The following is a 24,464-nucleotide window of genomic DNA, read 5'->3' as shown; positions in this document are numbered from 1 at the left end:
AGATGGAAGCCCTTGACCGTCCGTGCTGGTAACAGCTGACCGTCTCATCTGAGAGATCAGGAGATCATCGTGCTCATCGTGCTCATCGCGTTGTTCGCCGTGTCTCTCAGCGCGCCCCTGATCTTCCGGCGGCTCGGCCGCTCGGCCTTTTATGTACTTGCCGCCGTCCCCGCGGCGGCGTTCGTCTGGCTGATTGCCACGTTCGGTCAGTACACGGGAGAGGGCCAGAGCCTCCCGGAAGGTCAGCCCAACGCACCGCCGTCGATAGTTTTCCAATGGATCCCCGACCTCAAGCTCGAACTGGCGTTCAGGATGGACACGCTGTCAGCAGTCCTGTCGCTGCTCATCCTGGGTATCGGCGCCCTCGTGCTGTTCTACTGCGCTCGGTACTTCAAACAAGATGAGTCGAACATCGGCCCGTTCGGCGCCCAACTGCTCGCCTTCGCGGGCTCGATGTTCGGGCTGGTCACCGCCGACGACCTGATCCTGCTGTTCATCTTCTGGGAACTGACCACAGTGCTGTCCTACCTGCTGATCGGTTACTCGCGGCACCGTCTGGCGGCCCGACGCGCGGCCCTGCAGGCCCTGATCGTGACCACCTTCGGCGGCCTGACGATGCTGGTGGGCATGATCATGCTCGGTCAGACCGCCGGGACCTACCGGATCTCGGACATCATGGCCCAATCCGATGCGCTGCTCACCACCGGGATGGTGGTCGACGTCGCCGTCGGGCTGATCCTCGTGGGCGCGCTTACCAAATCCGCGCTGATCCCCTTCCACTTTTGGCTTCCCGGCGCGATGGCGGCGCCCACACCGGTGAGCGCCTACCTGCACGCCGCCGCCATGGTCAAGGCCGGCATCTACCTGGTGGCCCGGTTCGCGCCGGGGTTCGCCGAGGCCGCGTCCTGGACGCCGATGGTGATGACCCTCGGACTTGCGACCATGCTCGTCGGCGGCTGGCGAGCGCTGCGGCAGCATGACCTCAAACTGATCCTTGCCTACGGGACGGTCAGCCAGCTTGGCTTCCTCACCATGGTGGTCGGGTTGGGCGGGCCAGGCGGTGCGCTGGCCGGGTTGGGTTTGCTCGTTGCCCACGGGCTGTTCAAGGCAACCCTATTCCTCGTCGTCGGCATCATTGACCATCAGTCGGGTACCCGTGACATCCGCAAACTCGCGGGGATCCGCCGGACCGCGCCAGTGCTGGCCGTCGTCGCCACCATCGCCGCGGCATCCATGGCCGGGCTGCCGCCCTTGCTGGGGTTCGTCGCCAAGGAGTCGGTCTTTGAGACCTTCGTCCACCAGGCCGAGACCGACCCCACGCCCCTCGGGGCGATACTGCTCGTCGGCATTGTCGCCGGTTCGGCCCTCACCGTCGCCTACAGTGCCCGGTTTGTCTGGGGCGGATTTGCGGGCAAAGGAAAGGAACCCACCCCGTTCAAGACCGTCGAAAAGTCCTTCCTCCTCGCCCCGGCGGTGCTCACCGTATGCACAGTGGTCCTCGGTTTCTGGCCGGCCCCGCTGGATTCCATCATCCAGCCGTACGTCACCCTCTTCGAGGCCGACGGCGAGGAACGTTACCTCGCCCTCTGGCACGGGTTCACTCCCGCCCTGCTGCTGTCCGGGGTGACTATCGCCGCCGGGCTGCTGCTGTTCTGGTTCCGCGCCCACGTGGAACGCGCCCAGGCCAAGGTTCCGTCGCTGGTTGATGCCGAGCGCGGCTACAAGTACACCATTGGGACCCTCGACGATGTCGCCGTCTGGGTCACCGGTCGCACCCAGCGTGGTTCGCTGGCGTTCTACCTGTTCGTCATCCTGACCATGGCCATCCTGACCCCGCTGACGGCGATCGTCTTCTACGACGCCCCGCTACCGGACCAATGGCACCTCGCTGACTCTCCGGGCCAGATGGTCGCCGGCGTCGTCATTATCCTCGGGGCCCTCGCGGCCCTCCGCGCCACCAAACGCTTCATGGCGGTCCTGATGGTGGGCGTCACCGGCTACGGGATGGCGCTCATTTTCGCTCTGCAGGGTGCACCCGATCTGGCACTGACCCAGATGCTGGTGGAAACCATCGTCCTGGTGGCATTTGTCCTCGCCCTCCGCTCCCTGCCAGCCCGGCTGTGGCAGCGGGAACCTGGCCGGTACCGGTTGCTGCGAGCGGTGCTGGGCATCTCCTTCGGCCTGGTGATGGCCGCGATCGCCATGTCCTCCATGGCCTCCCGCGTCGCCGTCCCGGTGTCGCTGGAATACCCTGCGTTGGCCTACGACGACGGCGGCGGAGAGAACATCGTCAACGTCACGCTCGTGGATATCCGGGCGTGGGACACCTACGGCGAAATCTCCGTCCTGGCCATCGCTGCCACGGGCATTGCCAGCCTGATCTTCATCCGCGGGCGCGGCGACACCCGCCAGCGGGCGAAGAGCGTCAAATCCGGAACTGTTGACCGTGGACAGGAGCCGATCGCCGAGTTCGGCCGGGAAGCTGCAGCCTTGGAACTGGCGCGGAAGTTCTCGTCGGTTTCCCGCGACGCCTGGCTGGTCGCAGGCCGCACCCTCGCTCCCGAACGCCGCTCCATCATCTTCGAAGTGGTCACCCGGCTGCTCTTCCACTCGATCATCATCTTCTCGATTTACCTGCTCCTTGCCGGCCATAATCTTCCGGGCGGCGGGTTCGCTGGTGGCCTGATGGCGGGGCTGGCCCTCACCGTGCGGTACCTGGCCGGTGGACGCTTCGAGCTTGCAGAGGCCAGCCCGGTCAGTGCGGGCGTCCTGCTGGGAACGGGAATGGCCACCGCGTCGCTGACCGCCGTCGTGCCCGTCCTTCTGGGCGGCCAGATCCTGCAAAGCGCCATCCTCGAATTCACCATGCCCGTCTTCGGGGACGTCAAATTCGTCACCTCCACGATCTTCGATATCGGTGTCTACCTGGTGGTGGTGGGGCTGGTCCTCGACGTGCTGCGCAGCCTCGGATCGGAGATTGATGAGCGCAGCGAAGGCCTCTCAGCGACCGACGACCCGGACGACATGCAGGCCCAACAGCAAGAACACACCGAATCCGGCGAGGGAGTGGTCCGATGAGCGTGAACATCACCCTGCTGGTGGTGATGGCCGCCCTGTTCGCGGCAGGCATCTACCTCCTATTGGAACGCAGCCTGACCAGGGTACTTCTGGGCCTGATTCTCCTTGCCAACGGCGCCAACATCCTGCTTCTTTCGACCGGGGGCCAAGCGGGCGTCGCTCCGCTGTTTTCGGCGGACATTCCCGCCGAGGACTACTCCGATCCGCTGCCCCAGGCGCTGATCCTCACGTCCATTGTGATCTCCTTCGCCGTGACGGCTTTCATGCTGGGCATCATCTACCGGTCCTGGGTGCTGGGCCGTCGCGACGAGGTCCAGGATGACATGGAAGACCGCAGGGTGGCGAGCCAGGGCAGCTTCGATGCCGAAGACGACGCCGACGTTCCCGAGGAGACAACAGAATTCACTCCGCTGGAGGAAGCCGAGGAAGCCCCTGGATCTCAAAACGCCGGAGTCCTCAGCCCTCCCTCCGACCCGAAGGAGCCACGGTGAACATCGCAAGCCTCGCACCGTTGGCCGTAGTCTTGCCGTTCCTCGGCGCGGCAATTGCCTTTCTACTGATCCGTCATTCCCGGTCCCAGCGCGCGGTCAGCATCTCGACTCTCAGTATCACCCTGGTGCTCGAACTGTTTCTGCTGCACAATGCCGCCAACCATGGGGCGACGGCGGTGTTCATCGGCGGGTGGATGCCGCCGTTCGGGATCACCCTGGTTGTCGACCAATTCTCGGCCCTGATGCTGGTCATCTCCACGGCCGTCAGCCTCGCCGTGCTGATCTACGCTACCGGGCAGGGTATGACGGACGGCGATGAAGACGGACCGATTTCGATCTTCCACCCCACCTACCTGATCCTGGTGGCCGGCGTCTCCAACGCTTTCATGTCCGGAGACCTCTTCAACCTGTACGTGGGCTTTGAGATCCTGCTGACCGCAAGCTACGTCCTGATGACCCTGGGCGGAACCACGCCACGGATCCGGGCGGGCGTCACCTATGTGGTCGTCAGCGTGGTGTCCTCCCTGCTCTTCCTCATCGCGATTGGCATGATCTATGCCGCCACCGGCACTATCAACCTGGCGGACCTCGCGATCAAGCTCGGCGAGATAGACCCCTCCACCCAGATGATGCTGCACCTGATGCTGCTGGTCGCCTTCGGGATCAAGGCGGCGGTGTTCCCACTCTCCTTCTGGCTCCCGGACTCCTACCCGACGGCGCCCGCGCCCGTTACCGCCGTGTTCGCCGGGTTGCTCACCAAGGTTGGCGTCTACGCGATGGTGCGCACCGAGACGCTGCTCTTTCCTGGGGACCGGATCAACACCTTGCTGATGGTGGTAGCCATCCTCACCATGCTGGTGGGGATCCTGGGTGCCCTGGCTCAGGCGGACATCAAACGAATGTTGTCCTTCACCCTGGTTAGCCACATCGGGTTCATGATTTTTGGGCTGGCGATCTCGACAGTGGTCGGGTTGGGCGCCGCGATCTTCTATGTGGCTCACCACATCACGGTGCAGACCAGCCTGTTCCTGGTCACCGGGCTCATCGAACGCCGCGGTGGGACCGCCAACATGGACCGTCTCGGTGGGCTTGCCAGGATATCCCCCTTGCTGGGCGTCCTTTTCTTCATCCCGGCGATGAACCTGGCCGGCATCCCTCCCTTCTCAGGTTTCCTGGGCAAGCTAGGCATCCTGCAGGCCGGGGTGGAGCTGGGTTCGCCGATCGCCTACAGTGCCGTCGCCGCCAGTGTGCTCACCAGCCTGCTGACCCTGCTGGCGGTAGCCCGGGTCTGGAACCGCGCGTTCTGGCGTCGCCCCGAAGACGCCCTCCACCCGGATCCGATCCTGCTGGCCACCAAAGCTGATGGCTCCTCGGTTCGCACCTCGCAGCGCGTCAACGGCGAATCCACCGGCCGATTCTCAGGGCGGAATCCGGTAAACCTGCTGCCCCGTACCATGGTCGGCCCAACGATGGGGCTGGTCGGGCTGGGCGTGCTCCTGACGCTGCTGGCCGGGCCGCTCTTCGAAATCAGCGACAATGCTGCACGGAACATGCTGGAGCGCACCGACTACATCGATGCTGTCCTCGGCGAGGGGAGCACTCCATGAGTCGGCAGCGGATCCCCTTCATCACCGAATTGCCTTTGATTATCTGGCTGGTGATCGTCTGGGGCGCCCTGTGGCAGGACTTCAGCGTAGGCAACCTCGTCTTTGGCGGACTGATCGCCTACGGGGTTGCCAACCTGCTCTACCTTCCGCCGGTGGAGCTCAGCGGCCGGTTCAATGTGCTGTACGCGGTGCCCTTCACGGGGCGCTTTATCTACAAACTTGTAGTCGCGAGCTTCGAGGTGTTCTGGCTCTCCGTTACCCGCGGTCCACGGCTCGTCAACGCTGTTGTCGCGGTGCGGCTGCGCAGCCAGTCTGACCTGTTGGTGACCGCCACTGGCCACGCGCTGTCCCTGATTCCAGGGTCCTTGATCGTCGAGGTGGACCGGTCTACGTCCACCCTGTACCTGCATTGCCTGAACGTCGCAACGCCCGAGGACGCTGCAAAGATCCGAGCTGATGTGCGCGCCACCGAAGCCTGGCTCATCCGGATGATGGGAACCCGGGACGACCTCGTGTTGCTGAAGACCGAAATGCGCTTTGCCGCGGAGAACGCGAACCACCAAGGAGGGGCCAATACATGATGGTCGCTGCTATCACCATCGCCGGTGGATTCCTCATCCTGGCGGCCCTGTGTGCGCTTTACCGGATTGCCCGCGGCCCGTCGATCCTGGACCGGGTGCTGGCCATCGACGTGCTGCTTGCAACCATCGGTGGAGCGCTCGCCATGGACATGGCCGTCAACCGGCATCTAGATAATGTGGTGCTCCTGGTCGCCATCTCGGTGATCGGGTTCATCGGTTCGGTCACCGTGGCCCGCTTCGTCACGGACAGGAGCAGGACATGAGCGACACAGTGACCGATGCCCTGACCGCCCTGCTGCTCATGGGTGGAGCTCTGATGTCGTTGGCGGCCGGGATCGGACTGCTCCGGTTCCCTGACCTGCTGACCCGGATGCACGCGGCCACCAAACCACAGGTACTGGGGTTGCTCTTGTTCCTGCTGGCGATGGGGCTGCAACTGCGCAGTTGGGTGTTGGTTCCTGTCCTGGTGGTGTGCTGGATTTTCATGCTGCTGACCGTCCCGGTCTCAGCACACATGGTGGGCCGGGCAGGCTACCGGACCAAGCACATGAGGCGTGATCTGCTCAGCATGGACGAACTGGATGAGGTAGTGGAGCGTGCGGCCAACAAAAGGGCGCCCGGTCGGAAACCGACCGAGCGCCCCGAGGATACGTAGTACTGTCTACGTCAGATTGCGGGTCTTCGCGAAGCGCAGGGCTGCCTTCTGGGTGGTGCGGTTGGTCAGCACCTGTAAAACGGCACGCACGGCTCCCGAGATCAGAGCGAACGCGATGGCGGAACGCAGGCTGTTTTCGAGGGCATCCTCTTCCTTTGGTGTCGATTTGCCGGTGGCCTTATGCCAGATAAAATCCACTAGCTTGGCGCCAACAATGCCAGCGCCAAGGCTCAGCGCAACGCCGAGCAGTTTCATAAGCTGATTCATGGGTTTCTCCTTCGGTGGTGGCTTTTTTCCAAGCCTAGCGTTTCCCTCCGGCTACGACGACGCGCCTCCCGCCATCGGACTCTCCCATCCCTGCCGCGTTGGCAGCCAGGAACACCACGGGTGTAGAGTCGAGATTGCTAAACATACGACAGGGGAGCGCCGTCCATCCAGGTGGGCGGGCGCTGAGAGTGCGGACTGCCGCAGACCCTCGAACCTGATCCGGCTAGTACCGGCGAAGGGAGTCGAGTATCTCAGGGTAGACCGGCCAGCGGCATTGCTGCGGGCCGGTCTACCCTCCCCTCCTGCACCTCAGGAGGATTCTTCATGGCTTCATCAACAGCACAGACCCACAGCACCCCCACCTTTCGGACCCGCAATCAATGGCGGGTGGTCGATATCGTGGTCGCCTCGGTGGTGGCGGTCGCCGTCGGGGTGGTGTTTTTCGCCTGGTCGGCTGGCTACACGGGCATTTCAGCCCTCACCGGTGCCTTCCCTCCACTGGCCGGTCTCTACACCGGCGGCTGGCTGATCGCCGGAGTCCTCGGGGGCCTCATCATCAGGAAACCGGGCGCCGCCATCTACTGCGAGGTGCTGGCAGCAGCCGTTTCGGCGATGCTCGGCACCCAGTTCGGACTGACCACCCTGTTGTCCGGCCTCATCCAGGGGATCGGCGCGGAGCTGATCTTCCTGCTCTTTCTGTACCGCACGTGGAACCTTGGCGTGGCACTGCTTGCGGGCCTCGGCTCCGGGCTCGCCTTGGCGATCAGCGAGAACGTCCTCTACAACGCGCTGTGGGCGGTGGAGTGGCAGTTGATGTACGTGGCATTCGCTGCCATCTCGGGGGTAGTGATTGCCGGGTTGGTCTCCTGGCTGGCGGTCCGAGCCCTGGCCAAAACGGGAGTCCTCTCGGCTTTCGCCTCCGGACGAACGGCTGACGTCTAACCGGGATGGCTGAACTGGTCAGCGCTCCGGCCGTCAGCATCAGCGCGCAGGGCTGGAGTTGGCGCCACGCCGGGCGCAAGATCCCCGCGGTCCAGGACCTTGACCTGGCGGTCGCGCCTGGTGAGCGGGTGTTGCTGTTGGGTGCGTCCGGGTCAGGGAAATCGACCCTGCTGCACGGGCTGGCCGGGGTCCTCGGGGACGAGGGGCAGGGCGAACAGCACGGGTCCCTCACCCTCGATGGCCAGCCCCCGGGGGCAGTGCGCGGGCGCGCCGGACTGGTCCTCCAGGACCCCGACACGCAGATCGTGCTGGCCAGGGTGGGCGACGAGGTGGCTTTTGGTGCCGAGAACCAAGCCGTTCCCCGGACGGAGATTTGGGAACGTGTCCGACGCGCGCTCGACGACGTCGGGCTGGCCGCCCCCCTGAACCATCCGACAACGGCACTCTCCGGGGGCCAGAAGCAACGCCTGGCGCTGGCGGCAGTGCTGGCGATGCAGCCGGGGTTGCTGCTCCTCGACGAACCCACGGCTAACCTCGACCCGGCCGGCGTGCTGGAGGTACGCGACGCCGTCGTGCGGGTCCTGAACCGCACCGGCGCCACGTTCGTGGTGGTGGAGCACCGGGTGGCCGTGTGGGCCGACGTGGTGGACCGGGTGGTGGTGCTTGCGGCCGACGGCGGTATCCTCGCTGATGGACCGCCCGGCACGGTGCTCACCGACCCGGCGGCCCGCGCCCGGCTGGCGGAAGCCGGAGTGTGGATCCCCGGCCAACAACGGACGCCCCCCGTGCTGCGGCCCGAGCCGGGGGAAGCGCTGCTCGCAGCGAGCGGGCTCGCGGTGGCGCGGACCAAGCGCGGCCCGGCCGTGCTCGACGGCGTCAATGTCACCCTGAGCGCAGGATGCTCTCTGGGAATTGTCGGTCCCAACGGGGGAGGGAAGTCGACGCTTGCACTGACCCTCGCTGGCCTGCTACCGACGCGGGGCGGCCGGTTGGAGGCGGCACCCGCGCTAACCCGTGGCACCGGGAGCAATCCGCACGCCTGGAAGTCGGCGCAACTGGTGACCCGCATCGGAACGGTCTTTCAGGAACCCGAACACCAGTTCCTGACCCACCGGGTGATCGACGAGCTGGAGTTTGGTCCCCGGCGGTTGGCGGGCAGCGACGAGGCAGCAGTGCGACGGCGGGTGGATCCCATCGCCGAGCGGCTCAGGCTGACCTCGCTGTTGAAGGCCAACCCGTTCACGCTGTCCGGCGGCGAAAAGCGGAGGCTCTCGGTGGCGACCATGCTGGTCACCGATCCTGACATCCTGGTGCTGGACGAGCCCACCTTCGGGCAGGATGCCAACACTTGGGCGGAACTGGTGGCACTGCTGGCGGAACTGATCCACAACGGCGGCAGCCTCCTCGCGGTCACGCATGACCAGGAATTCACCGCAGCGCTGGGGAGCCGGGTGCTGCGGGTCGACGATCGCCGGGCCGTGCTGGAGGCGACGTTGTGAGCGTCAATGTTCTGACCCCCCAGCTCACGGGACGGCTGCTGTCACGGGCCAACCCGTTGTCGAAGCTGTTCGCCGCTGTGCTGGTAACGATCGTGGTGATGCTCAGCATCGATTGGGTGAGCGCCGCCGTCGTCCTCGGGTGTGAACTGCTGCTGCTGCCGCTGAGCGGCATCAGCGCCTGGCAACTGCTGAAGCGGACCTGGCCCCTGGTGGCGGCAGCGGTGGTCGCCGCCTACGGCACGGCACTGCTGGCCGAGAAGACCGGCGCGGTCCTGCTGGAAATTGGGCCGATCCTGTTCACCCAGGACTCGGTGAACTCGGGGATCGCCATTGGTCTACGCGGGCTGGCCATCGCCCTTCCCGGTATTTTACTGCTGAGCACCACCGACCCGACAGATCTGGCCGATGCGCTGGCGCAAAAGCTGCGGCTGCCGCACCGCTTTGTGTTGGGTGCCCTGGCGGGGTTGCGGCTTGTCGGGTTGCTGGTCGATGAGTGGCGGACCCTCGGACTGGCCCGGCATGCACGGGGCGTCGGGTCTGAAGGTAACCCGGTGGCCCGGCTGAAAAGCTTTCTTGGGCAGGCGTTTGGCCTGATCGTGCAGGCTATCCGCCGTGCCACCCGGCTGGCGGTCGCCATGGAGGCGCGCGGTTTCGGGGCCGGAGACCGCACCTGGGCGAGGGAAAGCACCTTCAGCCGGCTCGACCTCTGGGTCTGTCTGGCGGGGATACTGATCGCCGGGGCCGCGGTGACCGCAGCGGTACTGGCGGGGACCTGGAACTTCCTCCTCGGCGCGTCCTAAGGAGCTCGGCGCCGTCCAGCGATCTCGGCGGCCCGCCGGCGGAGATGGTCACGTTCCGCTTCGTTCCCGCATAAGGCGATAGCGGCGTCGAATGAGGCACCTGCCTCAGCGTTCCGCCCCGCGCGAACCAGGAGTTCCGCCCGCACCGCAGGCAGCCGGTGATGATGGGAAAGCCGTCCGTCTAGCCCATCGAGCAACAGGAGCCCGGCGTCCGGCCCATCGGCTTCCATCACCGCAACAGCGCGCGCGAGGCGGACCACCGGCGAACCGGTCAGCGCGTCCAACTCGGCGTACAGGTAGGCGATGCGTCCCCAGTCGGTCTCTGCTGCGCGCGCGGCGACCGCGTGCTGGGCAGCGATCCTCGCCTGGAGCGCATAGTCCCTGGCCAGACCAAGACTGTCGGCGGGGACCCGTCCCAGCAGTTCCAGCCCAACGCCGATCTCGCCGGTGTGCCACTGGCTGCGATCCTGATCGGGAAGGAGCACCAGCGCCCCAGAGGGTGAGACCCGAGCGTCCCGACGGGAATGCTGCAGGGTCATCAGGCTCAGCAGGGCGAGCACCACCGGTTGGTCAGGAAGCAGGGCATCAAGCACCCGTGCCAACCGGATGGCCTCGGCCGCTGACGACGTCCGTACCGGTCCATCGCCGGTGGCCGGCGCGTACCCGGAGGTGAACACAAGGTAGATGACGGCGGCGACGACGTCCAGCCGTTCGGCCATCCGCTCCGGTGCGGGCACGGTGAAGGGGATGCCAGCTGCCGCCACCTTCTTTTTCGCCCGGGTGAGGCGGGCCGCCATGGTTGGCTCCTGCACCAGGAATAGCCGGGCGATCTCGCTGACGTTCAGCCCGTTGACGAACCGGAGGGACAACGCCGCCCGGGCGTCGGGGGACAGAGCGGGATGGCAGCAGGTGAAGAGCATCCTTAGCCGCTCGTCGGGGATGTGCCCGCCGTCGTCGACGGCGTTGGCCGCTGCGTCCCGCGCCTCGGCGTCCACCACCATCAGCGGTTCCCGGCGTTGCGCGATGGCCTCCGAACGCACCCGATCAAGGGCCCGACGGCGGGCGGCAGTCAGCAGCCACGCCGCCGGCGACTCCGGGATGCCGTCGCGCGGCCAGGTGCGTACCGCCGTGGCAAAAGCATCAGCCAGCGCGTCCTCGGCCAGATCCAGGCGACGGAAGCGGCCCACCAGGAGGGCCAGCAACCGCGCCCAGTGCTCTTGCCAGGCCCGCTCGAGCGCGACCGCTGCGGCATCGGGTAGACCCGGCATCGGCGTTGGCCTTTAGTACTCGACGACGGGACGCAGTTCGACCGTGTATTCGGGCAGCAGCTTCACCAGGTCAACCGCCACGTCAAGGTCGGGGACGTCGAGCACATAGAACCCGCCCAGCTGCTCCGCGGTCTCCGCGAACGGTCCATCGGTGAGGCCCACCTGGTTGCCTCGACGGCGTACCGTCGTGGCGGTGGACACGGGGGCGAGGGCTTCACCCGCGATGACCTTCCCCCGTCGGCGTGCGGCCTCGGAGAAGGCATCATGTTCGGCCATGTACCGCGCTTGCTCGGACTCGGTGGCGTTGGCCCAGACCGACTCATCCTGGTACAGAAACACTGCGACTTTCATTTAGCCGCCCTCGCTCGGTCGGATCGTGGCCCGGATCTCCGCCGGCCCGGTGGTATCAGCCAATAACTCATTGACCAGTTTCGTCAGCGCTTCTACGTTGTCGGTTTCCACCAGATAGAACCCGCCCAGCTGTTCGGCGGTCTCGGTGTAGGGGCCGTCCGTGATGCCCACAGTCTCGCCGCGGAGGATCCTGGCGGTTGCGGACGGCTGCAATTCGGCGCCGCCGGTCATGGTGTGCCCGTCTTCGGCGCAGCGCCGGGCGAACTCGGTGTGTCGGCCGTACGTCGCGGCTCGTTGCTCGGGGGTCGCTTCCTGCCAGGCTGTCTCGTTGTCGTGTAGCAGGATGATGTATTCGGTGCTCATCGCATCTCCTATCGTGCCCTTGTGAGGACGCCGTTTGCGTCGCTCATTTTCATGACGGTCGAATGGAGCCGAAATCGACACCCGGCTCAGGAAATTTTTGCCACCAACTCCGACAGCTCGGCAGTGAGCTCAGGGGCAGCGGCGATCTGCTGACCGTCGAGGGAATTTACCGGGGCGAGGAGACGGATGCTGGAAATCAGCCAGACGCCGTCGGCGTCGTACAGGTCAGCCGGGACCAGCGGCCCGTACCCCAGTTCCCACCCCGCAGCCTTCGCCACCGTGAACAACGCGTTCTGCGAGGTCCCGGGCAGGATCCCGCTTTCCAGCTGCGGGGTCAGCAGCGTCTTGATGCCGTCCCGGACCCGGGCCAGCAACACGGTCGACGTCGGCCCCTCCAGGACCTTGCCGTCGGAGGACGTGAAGATGACGTCGTCGGCGTCGTGGTCGTGCGCATACCTGACGGCCGCCATGTTGACGGCGTAGGACAGGGTCTTCGCTCCCATCAGCAACCACGGAGCCCGTTGCGCCACAGTGCTGTCGTAGCCACGGTCCAACAACAGCACGGCCAGACCGTCTCGCCGCTGACGTTGCGTCCTGGCTGGGACCGGGGACACCTGCACCCAGGCGGTGGGGGAATCGGCACCCTCAACGCCGCGGGTGACCATGAGCTTCACCGCCAGTTCCACGTCGGCCGGACCCGTCGTCGTCGCGGCGTACGCGTCGAGCGCGGTGGCGATGGCCCGACGCCAAGCATCCTGGGCGGGCAGGTCCAGGTTGAGCGCGTGTGCCGATGACCCGAGCCGGTCGAGGTGGGCCTGCACCTTCCGGGCTTCCCCATTGAGCGCCAGCAGGGACTCGAAGATGCCATCCCCGCGGGTGGCGCCGAGGTCGGTGGCCATCAGTTGCGGCACCGAGGCGTCAGCGACGCGGCCGTTGTCGTAGTCAGGATCGAGGAACACGAGAACAGTCATGGCATCAGCATAGTTGCGCGTCGGCCGACGACGGTGTCCTTGGCCTATCTTCTCGCGACAACGGTATCGGATAGAATTTCATCAGTAGTGTTACTAGTTGTACGCATCCCCGTGGTAACGGGAATGCTCTCAAAGAATGGACAGTCATTGTGATCGGATTTATCGTCGCGGGTCTCATCATCGGCGCGCTCGCGCGCCTCATCAAACCCGGCAAGCAGAACCTCGGGCTGCTGGCGACGCTGCTGTTGGGACTTGTCGGTTCAGTGATCGGCGGCATCATTGCCAGCCTCCTGGGAACCGGGAAGATCTTCGAACTTAACGTGATCGGCTTCGTGGCAGCTGTGATCGCTTCTGTATTGCTGATTGGCGTCGCCGAGGGCATCAGCGGACGCCGCAAGGTCCGCCGCTAAACAGCCGGACCGGCTCCGGCCGGTTGGTTCTTCCCGACGGCGTGCAGGTCTGCCCAGGTGCTGGTACCGCAATGGGCCGTTCGCCGGCGTGTCGCGCCGCAACCCCCTGAACGGGTCGCGCAACCTGAGCAAACCTGCAGGCTGGTCAGGCTGTGCTCAGCCAGTCATGGGTCATTTTGGTGCCGTTGATCCTGGTTCCTCTAGGTTTTGCGCTGGGAACTGTGCGCCGTTCGATTTCGCTCCTCCGCACTGATACTAATGCCTTGCTGCGTCAGATCTGATTGACGGCGCGGCCGGCTTGCCCTAGCTATCCGGGAATTCGGCGCCGAGACCGGACAACACGCCAAACGCCTTGGCCCGGACCTCATCCCACTCGTCCGCCGGGTTTGAGTCGGCGGTGATCGCCCCGCCAACGCCCAGGGTCAGGCGGGTGCCGCCGTCGTCGTCCTCAAGCACGAGCGTACGGATGACGACGGCGAGGTCGGCTGCGCCGTTCAACGAGAAGTAGCCGACGGCGCCCGAATAGAGGCCGCGCGGGGCTCCCTCCAACCGGTCGAGGATGGCCATTGTGCTGATCTTTGGCGCGCCGGTCATCGACCCGGCGGGGAATGCCGCGGCCACGGCCTCGGTTCGGGACGTCCCGGGTCGCAGCTGGGCGTCGATGGTGCTCACCATCTGGTAGACGGTGGCGTACCGCTCAATTTCGCACAACCGGCTGACGCTCACGCTGCCGGGGACGGCAACGTGGGACAGGTCGTTGCGCAGCAAATCAACGATCATGATGTTCTCGGCGCGGTCCTTGTGGGACGTCAGCAGGTCTTCCCGCAGGGCTCGGTCGAGTTCCGGATCAGGCGAACGACGGCGGGTGCCCTTGATCGGCTCGGCCCGCAAGGAGCCGCTGGCGCTGAGCTGCAGGAACCGCTCAGGGGAGGTGCTGGCCGCAGCGAAACCCGGAAACCTGAGGAAATGGCCGAAGGGAGCCGGGCTGACCCGGCGCAGGGAACCATACACGTCGAGGGGCCGCAGGGGCTCGGCGGTGTGGGCCTGCAGGGAGGTGGTCAGGCACACCTCGTAGGTGTTGCCCTCCCGGATCTCCGCCTGCGCCCGGCGGACCTTGTCCAGGTAGCCGGTCCGGGTGTCGCGGGAGGTGAAGACCGGCGCCGGGCCGGCGGCCGGGGCAGGGTCCTGCGGGTGCGCCTCAGCGACGGCTGCGCGGGCCGAGGCGAGCCACTCCTGTGCGTCTTCGTCGTGGGAGGTCCCGGCCAGGGTCAGCAGATAGGTGGCCTGCTGCTCGTGGTCCAGGACGACGGCGCGGCCCGCGAACAGGAGCACCGCGTCAGGGAGAGGGCTGGCGGGGACCGAGATGCCACCCGTTTCCCGTCTGAGCTCATAGCCAAGATAGCCGAGCCAGCCCAGCGTAAAGCCGCACTCATAGTCCTCGGGGGTAGGCACCGCCCGACGACCCCAGGTCGTGTCGAGCCAGCGGAAGAACGGCCCGGGGATCCGGGCCGTGACCGGCCCGGAGACGATCTCGGTGCTGCCGGCGGTGTGCCGGGCCAGCTGGCCGTACTGCCCGCCGTCGTCGGCCATGATGCTGAACCGGCTCCGCCCGCCCACACCCGCCTCCGCATCCGAACTGTCCAGCCAGACGGCGGCCTCGGAAGGCCCATAGAGGGCGGCGAACAGGGCACCACCATCGGGACAGCCGGCCAGCCGCTCGACCTGGACGGAGGCGGCGCGGCGCTGCGCGCGCTCCACCGCGAGCAGCGATCCGCACTGAGGCAGCCCGGTCAGGGCCACCCGGGCCCGCTCCGGTGCCGCGGCGTCCTGGTGCCCGTCAACCACCAGGTCGGCGGTGACCTGCGGCTGATCGTGGTCGAGCCACGTTTGTTCCTGCCGGGCCCAGCGCTCCCAGAACGGCGCGTAGGTGTCACCGTCGCGGGTCAGCGCGCTGGAACGCCTGACCTCTTCAGGGGCGTCCACCCAGATGCTGACGTCAAGGAATTCCCGAGCGGTCCGGCAGGCTGCGCCCACCCCCTCAACGATGACGACGTCGGCTGGTTCGGTGCGGCGTCCCGGGCTATCGTCGCCGGCGGCCCAGTCCCAGGCCCGCCAGGTGGCGGTGCGCCCGGCGGCGAGAGGGCGGAGCACCGACGCAACGTAACGGTCCATGCCGGATTCCAGGCCATCCCAGCCCGGGTAAATATCTTCGAGGTGAAACAGGCTCACCGTGTGGTGCTCACGGAGCAGCGCGGCTAACTCGACCGCGAGCCGGGTCTTGCCGGCCCCCGAGCGACCGTCAACAGCAATGATCAACGGTGCGACGGCGGTCCCGGCTGTCGGTGGCATGGGCAGTGGATCCTTCGGGGTGTCGTCAGGCGACGGCGAGCAGGACGCCCACGGCTACAAACAGTAGGCCAAAGACACGGTTGAGGACGACCTGCCCGCGCGGGTTCTGCGTAAACCGCCTGAACGATTTGGCGGCAGCCGCGTAGAAGAACCACATCACCAGCACGTCGATCGCCACCACAGTGCCCGCCAGGATGCCGTATTGGCCCAGCAGCGGTTCGGAGGGCCTGATGAACTGGGGGATGAAGGCGAGGAAAAAGACGATGGCCTTAGGGTTGAGCAGGTTCACCCACAGGCCCCGGCGGAACAGGGAGAAGGCGCCCTCCACCCGGCGGACGGCGGCTGCCTCCTCGAGCTCGGGGGCCTGGAAGAGCTTCCGGATGCCCAGATAGACCAGGTACGCGGCGCCTCCGAAGCGGATCACGTTGAACGCCACCGGTGAACTCGCCACGAGCAGCCCGACGCCGGCAGCCACCACCGCAATGTGCACCAGGAGGGCTACCTGCTGCCCGAGGATGCCCCACATCGACCGACGGAAACCCACCGTCAGCGAGTTGCTCATGGTGTTGACCGCCCCCGCGCCGGGGCTGAAACTGATGAGGGCCTGGGCTCCAAGCAGAGCCAGCCAGACGGAAAATGTCACCAACTGATCCTAGCTGCGGCGTTGGCCCCGCGGTGCGGGGAATCCAGACCACGAAATGTATCGTCATAGGGTGACTAGGCCAGGTATACGAAGGGCAGCCCTACTGGTGACCGGCCTGACCGCCGTGTCCACCCTGTTCGGGTTTGTCCGTGACGTTGTCATCGCCGCCGTCTTCGGCGCCGGTGCCGCACTCGACGCCTACCTGGTGGCCCAGGGCCTGATGAACATTGTGCTGGGCCTGATCGCCTACGCCATGGCCCGGTCGGCGATCCCTGTCACCTCCCGCGAGGCCGCTGAGGAAGAGGGCGGGTGCCGGGGCCACCCCGGGTTCGATACCGCCCTCACCGTCACTATGATCGTGCTCGGTGTGGGCGGGGTGGTGATGAGCATCTTCGCCGGTCCGGTAACCGCGATTATTGCCCCGGGGTTCGACGGCGCCCAGGCCGAGACCACCGAAGCGCTCACCCGCATCGTGCTGATCGCGACGGTGCTGATCGCCGGAACTGATCTGCTGGCGTCCCTGTCGCAGTCGCATGGGCGGGTTGCCTGGTCGGCTCTCCAGGGGGTTCCGTTCAACATCATCATGATCGGCGCAGCGGGACTGTTCGGTCCCACCTACGGGATTGCCGCGCTCGCCGTGGGCTTCGTCGTCGGATCGGGGGCGAGGCTGCTCCTGCAACTCCCGCCGCTGTTCTCCCTGGGTACCGGGGTGCGTCCCCGGCTGAACCTTCGCGACCCGGGGTTTCGGGAAATGGCGCGGCTAATGCCGCCCATGCTGGTGGGCAGTGCAATCGGCAACATTAACACGCTGGTGGATCGAGCGGTGGGCTCCACCCTTGATGAAGGTGCCATCACCGCCCTGTCTTACGGTTGGCGTCTCGTGAATCTTCCCGAGACCCTGATCATTGCGTCCCTCCTCGTACCCCTGTATCCGGCGTTGAGCGCTTCCTCAACCAACATCGCCGAAGTGCGCCGGCTGGTCGGGCGGGGGCTTGCGGTAGCTGTGACCGTACTGACGCCGTTGTGTGTAGTGATGATTATTGCCGCCGAACCGCTCGCGGAGGTGGCCTTCGGCCGCGGTGCCTTCACCGGCGATGACATCGCTGCAACGGCCACCGCTTTGGCCTGGTATGCGCCAGCACTGCTGGCACTTGGGTGCCGGCAAGTGGTGGTCAGCGCCTCCTACGCCCTCGGCGATGCGCGGGCGCCGGTGGTCGTAGCGGTGATCGCTATGGTCATCAACGTAGTCGGTGACATCCTGCTCGCGCCGACTATGGGCATTGCCGGTATCGCGCTGGCCACCACTGCCTCCCTGGGCTTCGCAGCCCTTGCAAACAGCTGGCTGCTGCACCGCCGCCATCAGGGTCTTGATCTTGGGGCGGCCACGGCGCTTCTGGCACGGGCCCTGGGGCTCGCGGCGATAGCCGGAGTGGCCGGCGTCGCCGTGCTCGCGGTGGTGGCGGAGCAACCCGCCCTAGTGGCCGGCGGGGCTGTGGCGCTTGTGGTGTGCGGGGTGTACCTGGCCGGGCTGGCGCTGCTGCGCGCGCCGGAGCGGCTCCTCGCCCTCGACCTGGTCAAAGGCGTCGCACGGCGGGGGCGGCGGGGTTGACCGAGGCGGATCAGGGGACGGCTGCGGCCGGTGTGGGCTTCCGGTCCACCCGTCGCAGCCGAGCCGAGGCCAGGTGCAGGGTCGGCCCCAAATCCTTGACATCCCACACGCTGTGGCGGGACCGGCCCGCCCACCGCAGGGTGTTCACCACGTCTGCAACCGGCCCACCGCGTCGTTCGACGCTGGCCCGTCGCAGGTCCCCGGCGGTCCACGCGTAGCGCATCCCCGGGGTAGCGTCGGCTAACTTCTCTACGTTCTCACCCAGCACCAGACGCCCCCACAGATCGGTCAGTCCCGGACGTGATGCGTTGGTCAAAGCCATCGAGCCGAAGAACCGGCCGTTGAGGTCGATCAGGTGATGGACGCCGTCGTCGTCGATTAGGAACTGCAACTCCACCAGCCCCCACCAGTCCAGATCACTCAGCAGAGCCTCCGCGCGGGCGGCCAACTCCTCGTCCACGGGTACGGTCTCCGCGCGGGTGGACACACCGTTGGGTGTGGGCCAGAGCCGGGAGGTGACCTGTTGCACCCGGCCGTTGAGGCGGCCGTCGTGGAAGACGCCGATCAGCGCGCCCAGATGACCCTGGACCGGTTTCTGCAGAATCGGTTCGGCGCCGGCTTTCCGAACCCGGTCGATCTGGGGGCCAGCCGAGACGACGTCGGGGAAAAGTTTCGCTTCAATCCGGTGGGGGCGGGTCTGCCCGTGGGCCCAGTGCGACAGGCATTTGACCACCACCGGACCCCGCCACTCCGTCATGGTTTGGTCGGTGGCTGGCACAGTGTGGGGTGCCGCGAGGCCGAGCCGGTGGGCGCGTGCGGTGAGGTCCACCTTGTTGAGGGCAGCGTCGACCACCGCGGCGGGCGGATGGGCCACATGGGTGGGGATGTCGTCGCGGTAGGTTGCGAGCGCTGCCATCCAGTCGTCGCCGCCGCCGAACACGACGTCGTACGACCCGAGAGCCACCGCCCGGCGGACACCCTCGGTGAACGCGCTGCCGTCCTGGCGCGGTCGGGGCACCACATGCCGGGCGGAGCAGGCGGCTGACGCGCCGAGCATTCCGCCGTCGTCGGGGGTGCCAACACCTACCAGCCAGCCGGACTGGCGCAAGGATCGGACGGCAGCGAGGGCACCCCTGTCCCGGCTGGTACTGATGACCAGGGCTCGCGGCCCCTCATGTGATGTGTATGTCACGCTCGCCTCAAGATGTGGTGAGCGGCCGCCCGATGCTCCGCACCGGTTCAGACGCTTGCTGTTGATCCAGGTTTAGTAGGCTTTTACTCTACTGTCGGGACCCCCCGCGACGGCGGGATGCCGCGCCGTCGCGGTGCTTTCTCATCAAGCTCTAATGCTCCTCGAGCATCGCCATCGCCGCACTGTGGCCACCCAGACCGCTGACTCCGCCGCCGCGCTGGGACCCCGCGCCGCACAGCAACACCCGCGGGTGGTCGGTGGCAACGCCCCACCGTTGCGCGGGCGTCTCCAAGGGTGCGTCGTCTTCAGCGAACGGCCACGACAGCGGCCCGTGGAAGATGTTGCCGCCGGTCAGGCCCAGGGTGCCCTCCAGATCGAGGGTGGTCTTCGTTTCGATGCAGGGCCGCCCGTCGCCGTCGAGCAGGATGCAGTCCTCGACGGGTTCGGCCAGCACGCTGTTCAGTGAGGCGAGCACTGCGGCCTGGAGTTCGGCCCGCAGGGCATCATGATCCGCGTCATGGGTCAGCCGGTGCGGGGTCTGCAGCGAGAAGACGGTCAGGGTGTGGGCGCCCGATTCCCGCAGCGAATCTGACAGGATCGAGGGGTCGGCCAGTGAATGGCAGTAGATCTCGATGGGCAGAGGCGACGGGATCTGACCATTCTCGGCGGCCGTGTAGGCGGTATCGAGCTGCGAGTACAGCTCGTTGATGTGGAAGGTGCCGCCGAAGGCCTGCTCGGGCTGAACCTCAGGGTCCCTGAGTCTCGGCAGTCGAGAAAGGAGCAGGTTCACCTTGACCTGCGCGCCTTCAGCGCCGCCGCCGTGAGCGAGCCAACCATCAGTGCGGGGGCCGCCCATCAGCTGACCCAACACGGCCGGGGTGACGTTGGCGAGTACGTACTCACCGGTGACGCGCTGCGTCCGAGAAGTCTCGCCGGTGGGGTGGTAGTGGACGACGCCGTTGGGGGCCACCCCGGTCACCTCGGCGTCGGTGCGGATCACCACCCCCGCTGCCCGCGCGGCTCGTTCCAGGGTGCCGCTGACAGCGCCCATCCCGCCCACCGGGACATCCCAGTCCCCGGTGCCGCGACCCACCACGTGGTAGAGGAAGCATTTGTTTTGCTGCAGGTCCTCGTCGTGGGCCCGGGCGAAGGTGCTGATCAGGCCGTCGGTGAGGAGCACTCCGCGGGCCAGATCGCTGTCCACGGCCCGCTCAATCACCCCGCCGAGTGGCTGCTCGATGAAGTCGTTCCAGATCTCGTCGTCGCCGACGAGGCCCTTCGCCTCGGACCGCCTAAGCAGTGGTTTGGTGAAGGTGGGCCAAAGCTTGTCCGCAAGGATCGCAGTGCGGCCGTAAAATTCGCCGAAGGCACCGGCGTCCGGGCCGGCGCCAATGCGCCGGAAACTGTCGCGGGTCGCCTTCCGGTCCTCGGTGTCGACCAGCAGCCCCGACTCGCCCCCGGGTAAGGGCGTATAGGAGGAGTAGCGTCGGCGGACCAGTTCAAGGTCGAGCCCCAAATCGTCGATGATCTGCTGCGGGAGCAGGCTCACCAGATAGGAGTAGCGCGACAACCGCGCCCCAGTGCCTGGAAAGGCCTCGGCCGACACCGCCGCTCCACCGACGTGGTCTTGGCGTTCAAGGACCACCACCGACCGGCCCGCTTTGGCCAGATACGTGGCGGCGACCAACCCATTGTGTCCGCCGCCCACCACTACTGCGTCGAAATGATCCTGTCCGGCCCGTGATCGATCCATTGACTCACCCTAGCAACCCGGCTAAAGGGCTGGTGGTTGGTCCACGTCATTCCGCGCCGCAATGGTCGCCGCGGTAATCTGGCGCATCATCTCGGCGAGCAGCAGTTGCTCCCTGGTCGAGAAGTTCTTCAGCGCGCCGCTGATGTGCTGCGCTAGGGGGGCGAAGAGCTTCCCCCCGGTCTCCATCGCTTTTTCGGTCATCTCGAGGTGAACCTGACGGCGGTCGACGTCGCTCCTGGTGCGTTTCACGTGGCCCGCACTGTTCAGGCGGTCCACCAACGCGGTGGTGGCGGGGGAACTCAGGTGCAGTTCGGAGCGGAGCATTCCGGGAGTCACCGTTGCCCCTGCGCGGGCCGCGCCCATCATCACACCGAGGGCGTTGAGATCAGTGCGGTAGAGGGAATCGCGCGCGCTGACAGCATCAACATACCGATCCGTCTCAACGGTGAACTGCTGGAGCAGCGCCATCAGTTCAGGGCCCGGATTCTCTACCATGTGTCCTTTCACCTCATCGGTTGAACAGGTGCCGCATCGACAACTCTAGTCCGTCTATCCATTTATCTCCATCATAGATATAGTCTTCTCTAGAGATAATTACTTCGAGAGGCGTTCATCATGCACAGCAAGTGGTTGCGGGTCCTGCTGCCCGCCGTCGTCGTCCTGGTGTGGCTAGTCGGCGCGGCGTTCGGTGGCCCCACGTTCGGCAAGCTGGAGGAGGTGTCCAGCAATGGCCAGGCGTCGTTCCTGCCAGCGAGCGCCGAGTCCACGGAGGCTGGGGAGCTGCAGACACAGTTCACCGATTCGGATGCCCTGCCCGCCGTAATCGTTGTGAAATCGGCTACGGAGATCCCGCCGGCGGAGCTGGGGGTCTACGAGGAGCTGACTGCGTCGCTCGCCGCCGTCGACGGTCTGGAAGCGGCTGAGGCTGGTGGCCCCACAGTCATTGGGCCCGTGCCATCCGAAGATTCCTTTGCCATCCAATACATCGCGTTCGTTGCCGACGATGCCGAGCTGGGTGAGGTGGTGGAGTCGCTCCGCGATGTGCTGACCGCCGAAATTCCCGAGGGTACCACCGGCTATGTCACGGGGCCAGCCGGCTTCGCCACCGACTTGGTCAGCGCGTTCGGCGGTATCGACGGGCTATTGCTCGGCGTCGCCCTCTTGGCAGTCTTCGTGATTTTGTTGGCCGTCTACCGATCCATTATTCTGCCGTTTCTGGTGCTGCTGACCTCTGTATTTGCTCTCGCAACCTCCATCCTGCTGGTCTATGCCTTGGCCAGCTGGGGATGGATCCAGCTTAGCGGTCAGAGTCAGGGCATCCTGTCCATCCTGGTCATCGGTGCCGCCACCGACTATGCCCTGCTGCTGGTGGCCCGGTTCCGTGAGGCTCTCGGCGAGTTCGAGTCCAAGTGGGAGGCGATGCGGGTGGCGTACCGCGGCTCGTTTGAACCGATCCTCGCCTCCGGCGCGACAGTCATCCTGGCGTTGCTCTGCCTGCTTTTCTCCGATCTGAACTCGAACCGGAGCCTGGGGCCGATCGCTGCGATCGGGATTGTGTTCTCGCTGGGCGCCGCCCTGACCCTGCTACCGGCGTTCCTGCTGCTCTTTGGCCGGGCTGCGTTCTGGCCGTTGCGCCCCAAGGCCGGCTCCCATCATGTCCAGCCGGCCGGCGTCGACGCCACCGGGCTGGAAGGTCTGCGCGGTATCTGGAAGCGGACGGCGACGCTGATCTCACGGCACGCGCGGACCGTGTGGGTGGCGTCCTTCCTGGTGCTGGTCGCCGGGTCGTTGGGACTGCTTCAACTGCAGGCCAACGGGGTGCCGCAATCGGCGTTGATCCTGACCGAATCCAACGCTGTGGACGGGCAGGACGCCCTGGCACGCCACTTCGACGCCGGCTCCGGCAGCCCGGTTTCGGTTATCGCCCCTGAAGAGGACCAGGATGCTGTGCTGGAGGTGGTGCAGGGTCAGTCGGGCATCACCAACGCGGCACTGACTGTCGAGTCACCAGAACCCGGTGCCGCCGTCGTCGTCCGCGACGGCAACGTGTTGATCTCCGGAACCCTGCAGTCCCAGGCGGATTCAGAAGCGGCCGAGGACGTGGTGCGGGACCTGCGGACCGAGCTCGACGACGCCAGCCCGGAGGCGCTGGTGGGCGGTGTGACAGCGATTGCCATCGACACCAACGACACGGCGCAGGCCGACCTGGTGAAGATCATCCCGATTGTGCTCGCGGTGATCCTGGTCATTCTCATGCTGCTGCTCCGCTCCGTGGTAGCGCCGGTGCTGCTGATCTCGAGCGTGGTGTTGTCCTACGCCACGGCGCTGGGCGTTTCGGCGCTGGTATTCAACAACGTGTTCGGCTTCGACGGCGCCGATGCCTCGGTGCCACTCTTCGGGTTTGTGTTCCTCGTGGCGCTCGGCGTGGACTACAACATCTTCCTGATGACACGCGTCCGGGAGGAGTCGCTGCGGATCGGCACCCGCCCGGGAATCCTGCGGGGTCTGGGCGTCACTGGCGGCGTGATCACGTCGGCGGGGGTAGTGCTGGCCGCGACCTTCGCCGCGCTCGGGGTGATTCCGATCCTGTTCCTGGCCCAGATTGCGTTCATCGTGGCCTTCGGGGTGCTGCTGGACACGCTCATTGTTCGCTCGCTGCTGGTGCCCGCTCTGGCCTACGACCTGGGTCACCGCATCTGGTGGCCGTCACGGCTGGGCAGGGAATCCGGACCGGTGCACAGGGGCTCTGCGGGAGAGGCTCCCGGGCGCCAGGAGCACGAACACCGCGCCGAGCCAGCCCATCGCGGGTAAGCATCCCCCGTACGCTCTTTCTTCGCGTTCCGGCCAAGCGGCATGCCACGATTACCCTCTTCGCCGAGGCGTGAGATCTGGCGGGTTGACGGCGTTCTGAGTCGTTCTGAGACGCCGGATGTCCCGCTTCGGCGATTGGGGAGGGGCTTCATCCTAGAACGGTGGTGGGGTTTCTGGTCGCGGTGGTGGTGGTGGTGGTGTGGGTGGTGGGTTGGGTTTGGTGGTGTAGGTTTCTCCGGCGGGGGAGATCGCGATGATCGTCCCGGGTTCAGGTTGGGTGTAGTGCCAGAAACCCTCCGTTTTGAACATGTGGTGACGTTTACAGAGCGCTGCCAGATTTGAGTAACTGGTCGTCCCGCCCCGGGACCAGGGGATCGTGTGGTCGAGTTCGCAGAACACCGCCAACCGGTTACACCCCGGATGCCGACAGGTCCCGTCTCTGACTCTCACAGCATCTTGGAGGTCTTTGGGGACCCGGTACGTGGTCGCATCAGCGCCCAGCCTGGCCCCCGTGAAGGGGTGGGTGAGGATCCTCGTAAACGACGGCGCGTGCCCGGCGAGTTTCCGGGCAGTGTCCGGGTCGATCGGCCCGTACCCTTCGAGCTCACCCGGCGCATCCCCACCCATGAGGGTCTGCATCGGGACCGTCACGAAGACCTTCGCCTGCACACCCCAAAACTGGTTGCCCTCCCGCGACTGGTTGCCCTCCCCGGACTGGTTGCCCTCCCGCGACTGGTTGCCTTCACCGGGTGCTTCGGCCTGTGACCCGGCCCGTGATCGGGTAAGAGAATCACCGGCAGCCCTCTCAGGGTTGGTCTCACCAA

At 66.1% G+C, this 24,464-nt stretch carries 23 protein-coding genes and 1 riboswitch; of the genes, 12 read left to right on the top strand and 11 right to left on the bottom strand.

All coding sequences use genetic code 11. The features are described 5' to 3' along the window. The first annotated feature begins 69 nt into the window (after positions 1-69). From ACX80O_RS09065 to mnhG, 6 genes are read left to right on the top strand one after another with little or no spacing between them, the layout of a single operon-like run. A complete protein-coding gene (locus ACX80O_RS09065; protein WP_459333244.1) occupies positions 70-3,078 on the top strand; it encodes a Na+/H+ antiporter subunit A in 3,009 nt (1,002 codons plus the stop codon). Beyond that, entirely contained in the window at positions 3,075-3,569 is a 495-nt protein-coding gene (locus ACX80O_RS09060) for a Na(+)/H(+) antiporter subunit C (protein WP_459333243.1), read from the top strand. Before ACX80O_RS09065 ends, ACX80O_RS09060 begins: the two co-directional genes overlap by 4 nt. After that, on the top strand, positions 3,566-5,176 hold the full coding sequence (locus ACX80O_RS09055) for a Na+/H+ antiporter subunit D (protein WP_459333242.1): 1,611 nt from the start codon (positions 3,566-3,568) through the stop codon (positions 5,174-5,176). The genes ACX80O_RS09060 and ACX80O_RS09055 overlap by 4 nt, the downstream gene beginning before the upstream one ends. Next, a complete protein-coding gene (locus ACX80O_RS09050) occupies positions 5,173-5,757 on the top strand; it encodes a Na+/H+ antiporter subunit E (RefSeq protein ID WP_459306275.1) in 585 nt (194 codons plus the stop codon). Before ACX80O_RS09055 ends, ACX80O_RS09050 begins: the two co-directional genes overlap by 4 nt. Next, the gene (locus tag ACX80O_RS09045; protein ID WP_459306652.1) at positions 5,757-6,020 is read left to right on the top strand and encodes an MrpF/PhaF family protein; all 264 of its coding nucleotides are present in this window, start codon (positions 5,757-5,759) and stop codon (positions 6,018-6,020) included. The genes ACX80O_RS09050 and ACX80O_RS09045 overlap by 1 nt, the downstream gene beginning before the upstream one ends. Beyond that, positions 6,017-6,412, top strand: coding sequence for a monovalent cation/H(+) antiporter subunit G (gene mnhG / locus ACX80O_RS09040; protein WP_459306274.1), 396 nt, complete (start codon positions 6,017-6,019; stop codon positions 6,410-6,412). The genes ACX80O_RS09045 and mnhG overlap by 4 nt, the downstream gene beginning before the upstream one ends. Positions 6,413-6,418: 6 nt before the next feature. Here mnhG and ACX80O_RS09035 read toward each other — a convergent pair whose 3' ends face one another. Beyond that, entirely contained in the window at positions 6,419-6,679 is a 261-nt protein-coding gene (locus ACX80O_RS09035) for a DUF4235 domain-containing protein (RefSeq protein WP_459306273.1), read from the bottom strand. Positions 6,680-6,819: 140 nt separating this feature from the next. Further along, a riboswitch (TPP riboswitch) is annotated at positions 6,820-6,937 on the top strand. 66 nt (positions 6,938-7,003) lie between these two features. On the opposite strand from ACX80O_RS09035, the gene ACX80O_RS09030 reads away from it, so the two are divergent. The 3 genes from ACX80O_RS09030 to ACX80O_RS09020 are packed head-to-tail and all read left to right on the top strand — an operon-like array spanning position 7,004 to position 9,920. Then, positions 7,004-7,621: an ECF transporter S component gene (locus tag ACX80O_RS09030; protein ID WP_459306271.1), complete on the top strand. Its 618-nt coding sequence runs from the start codon at positions 7,004-7,006 to the stop codon at positions 7,619-7,621. 5 nt (positions 7,622-7,626) lie between these two features. Next, positions 7,627-9,120, top strand: a complete 1,494-nt coding sequence (locus ACX80O_RS09025; protein WP_459333241.1) for an ABC transporter ATP-binding protein — start codon at positions 7,627-7,629, stop codon at positions 9,118-9,120. Further along, positions 9,117-9,920: an energy-coupling factor transporter transmembrane component T family protein gene (locus ACX80O_RS09020; RefSeq protein WP_459306268.1), complete on the top strand. Its 804-nt coding sequence runs from the start codon at positions 9,117-9,119 to the stop codon at positions 9,918-9,920. The genes ACX80O_RS09025 and ACX80O_RS09020 overlap by 4 nt, the downstream gene beginning before the upstream one ends. Here ACX80O_RS09020 and ACX80O_RS09015 read toward each other — a convergent pair. The 4 genes from ACX80O_RS09015 to ACX80O_RS09000 form a co-directional block, all read right to left on the bottom strand. Beyond that, positions 9,917-11,188, bottom strand: a complete 1,272-nt coding sequence (locus ACX80O_RS09015) for an RNA polymerase sigma factor (RefSeq protein WP_459333240.1) — start codon at positions 11,186-11,188, stop codon at positions 9,917-9,919. The two genes, ACX80O_RS09020 and ACX80O_RS09015, sit on opposite strands and share 4 nt — an antisense overlap. A gap of 12 nt (positions 11,189-11,200) precedes the next feature. Continuing rightward, complete coding sequence (locus ACX80O_RS09010; RefSeq protein ID WP_459306265.1) at positions 11,201-11,539, bottom strand: YciI family protein; 339 nt, start codon at positions 11,537-11,539, stop codon at positions 11,201-11,203. Next, positions 11,540-11,902, bottom strand: a complete 363-nt coding sequence (locus ACX80O_RS09005; RefSeq protein WP_459306263.1) for a YciI family protein — start codon at positions 11,900-11,902, stop codon at positions 11,540-11,542. A gap of 86 nt (positions 11,903-11,988) precedes the next feature. Further along, positions 11,989-12,873 (bottom strand): aminodeoxychorismate lyase, encoded by an 885-nt coding sequence (locus tag ACX80O_RS09000; RefSeq protein ID WP_459306261.1) that lies wholly within the window; start codon positions 12,871-12,873, stop codon positions 11,989-11,991. 149 nt (positions 12,874-13,022) lie between these two features. Here ACX80O_RS09000 and ACX80O_RS08995 point away from each other — a divergent pair, with 149 nt between their 5' ends. Continuing rightward, on the top strand, positions 13,023-13,283 hold the full coding sequence (locus ACX80O_RS08995; RefSeq protein WP_459306260.1) for a GlsB/YeaQ/YmgE family stress response membrane protein: 261 nt from the start codon (positions 13,023-13,025) through the stop codon (positions 13,281-13,283). 303 nt (positions 13,284-13,586) lie between these two features. On the opposite strand, the gene pabB is transcribed toward ACX80O_RS08995, so the two are convergent. Next, the gene (gene pabB / locus ACX80O_RS08990) at positions 13,587-15,632 is read right to left on the bottom strand and encodes an aminodeoxychorismate synthase component I (RefSeq protein WP_459333239.1); all 2,046 of its coding nucleotides are present in this window, start codon (positions 15,630-15,632) and stop codon (positions 13,587-13,589) included. Positions 15,633-15,657: 25 nt separating this feature from the next. Continuing rightward, positions 15,658-16,275 (bottom strand): LysE family transporter, encoded by a 618-nt coding sequence (locus ACX80O_RS08985; RefSeq protein WP_459306257.1) that lies wholly within the window; start codon positions 16,273-16,275, stop codon positions 15,658-15,660. Positions 16,276-16,381: 106 nt separating this feature from the next. On the opposite strand from ACX80O_RS08985, the gene murJ reads away from it, so the two are divergent. After that, complete coding sequence (gene murJ / locus ACX80O_RS08980) at positions 16,382-17,884, top strand: murein biosynthesis integral membrane protein MurJ (RefSeq protein WP_459333238.1); 1,503 nt, start codon at positions 16,382-16,384, stop codon at positions 17,882-17,884. A gap of 10 nt (positions 17,885-17,894) precedes the next feature. Here the strand turns inward: murJ and ACX80O_RS08975 are convergent, their stop codons facing one another. The 3 genes from ACX80O_RS08975 to ACX80O_RS08965 all read right to left on the bottom strand — a co-directional run bounded on the left by ACX80O_RS08975 (position 17,895) and on the right by ACX80O_RS08965 (position 21,324). Further along, on the bottom strand, positions 17,895-19,076 hold the full coding sequence (locus tag ACX80O_RS08975; RefSeq protein WP_459333237.1) for an ATP-grasp domain-containing protein: 1,182 nt from the start codon (positions 19,074-19,076) through the stop codon (positions 17,895-17,897). A gap of 151 nt (positions 19,077-19,227) precedes the next feature. Beyond that, positions 19,228-20,829, bottom strand: a complete 1,602-nt coding sequence (locus ACX80O_RS08970; RefSeq protein ID WP_459333236.1) for a phytoene desaturase family protein — start codon at positions 20,827-20,829, stop codon at positions 19,228-19,230. Between the two features lie 21 nt (positions 20,830-20,850). Continuing rightward, the gene (locus ACX80O_RS08965) at positions 20,851-21,324 is read right to left on the bottom strand and encodes a MarR family winged helix-turn-helix transcriptional regulator (RefSeq protein ID WP_459333235.1); all 474 of its coding nucleotides are present in this window, start codon (positions 21,322-21,324) and stop codon (positions 20,851-20,853) included. A 120-nt stretch (positions 21,325-21,444) separates the two neighbouring features. On the opposite strand from ACX80O_RS08965, the gene ACX80O_RS08960 reads away from it, so the two are divergent. Next, the gene (locus ACX80O_RS08960; RefSeq protein WP_459333234.1) at positions 21,445-23,640 is read left to right on the top strand and encodes an MMPL family transporter; all 2,196 of its coding nucleotides are present in this window, start codon (positions 21,445-21,447) and stop codon (positions 23,638-23,640) included. A gap of 153 nt (positions 23,641-23,793) precedes the next feature. Here the strand turns inward: ACX80O_RS08960 and ACX80O_RS08955 are convergent. After that, the coding region (locus ACX80O_RS08955) for an HNH endonuclease signature motif containing protein (RefSeq protein WP_459333233.1) at positions 23,794-24,464 on the bottom strand (671 nt) is incomplete at its 5' end.

The organism is Arthrobacter glycogeni, from assembly GCF_054511155.1.
Note: the sequence above shows the minus strand (reverse complement) of the source record. Positions and strands in the feature narration are given on the sequence as shown.

What these genes read in the sequence shown, in the direction of transcription:
- ACX80O_RS09035 (WP_459306273.1), bottom strand. Translation starts at nt 6,679, where the DNA reads ATGAATCAGCTTATGAAACTGCTCGGCGTTGCGCTGAGCCTTGGCGCT.
- ACX80O_RS09005 (WP_459306263.1), bottom strand. Translation starts at nt 11,902, where the DNA reads ATGAGCACCGAATACATCATCCTGCTACACGACAACGAGACAGCCTGG.
- ACX80O_RS08965 (WP_459333235.1), bottom strand. Translation starts at nt 21,324, where the DNA reads ATGGTAGAGAATCCGGGCCCTGAACTGATGGCGCTGCTCCAGCAGTTC.
- ACX80O_RS08970 (WP_459333236.1), bottom strand. Translation starts at nt 20,829, where the DNA reads ATGGATCGATCACGGGCCGGACAGGATCATTTCGACGCAGTAGTGGTG.
- ACX80O_RS09030 (WP_459306271.1), top strand. Translation starts at nt 7,004, where the DNA reads ATGGCTTCATCAACAGCACAGACCCACAGCACCCCCACCTTTCGGACC.
- ACX80O_RS09010 (WP_459306265.1), bottom strand. Translation starts at nt 11,539, where the DNA reads ATGAAAGTCGCAGTGTTTCTGTACCAGGATGAGTCGGTCTGGGCCAAC.
- ACX80O_RS09045 (WP_459306652.1), top strand. Translation starts at nt 5,757, where the DNA reads ATGGTCGCTGCTATCACCATCGCCGGTGGATTCCTCATCCTGGCGGCC.
- pabB (WP_459333239.1), bottom strand. Translation starts at nt 15,632, where the DNA reads ATGCCACCGACAGCCGGGACCGCCGTCGCACCGTTGATCATTGCTGTT.
- ACX80O_RS09060 (WP_459333243.1), top strand. Translation starts at nt 3,075, where the DNA reads ATGAGCGTGAACATCACCCTGCTGGTGGTGATGGCCGCCCTGTTCGCG.
- mnhG (WP_459306274.1), top strand. Translation starts at nt 6,017, where the DNA reads ATGAGCGACACAGTGACCGATGCCCTGACCGCCCTGCTGCTCATGGGT.
- ACX80O_RS09000 (WP_459306261.1), bottom strand. Translation starts at nt 12,873, where the DNA reads ATGACTGTTCTCGTGTTCCTCGATCCTGACTACGACAACGGCCGCGTC.
- ACX80O_RS09050 (WP_459306275.1), top strand. Translation starts at nt 5,173, where the DNA reads ATGAGTCGGCAGCGGATCCCCTTCATCACCGAATTGCCTTTGATTATC.
- ACX80O_RS08960 (WP_459333234.1), top strand. Translation starts at nt 21,445, where the DNA reads ATGCACAGCAAGTGGTTGCGGGTCCTGCTGCCCGCCGTCGTCGTCCTG.
- ACX80O_RS09025 (WP_459333241.1), top strand. Translation starts at nt 7,627, where the DNA reads ATGGCTGAACTGGTCAGCGCTCCGGCCGTCAGCATCAGCGCGCAGGGC.
- ACX80O_RS09015 (WP_459333240.1), bottom strand. Translation starts at nt 11,188, where the DNA reads ATGCCGGGTCTACCCGATGCCGCAGCGGTCGCGCTCGAGCGGGCCTGG.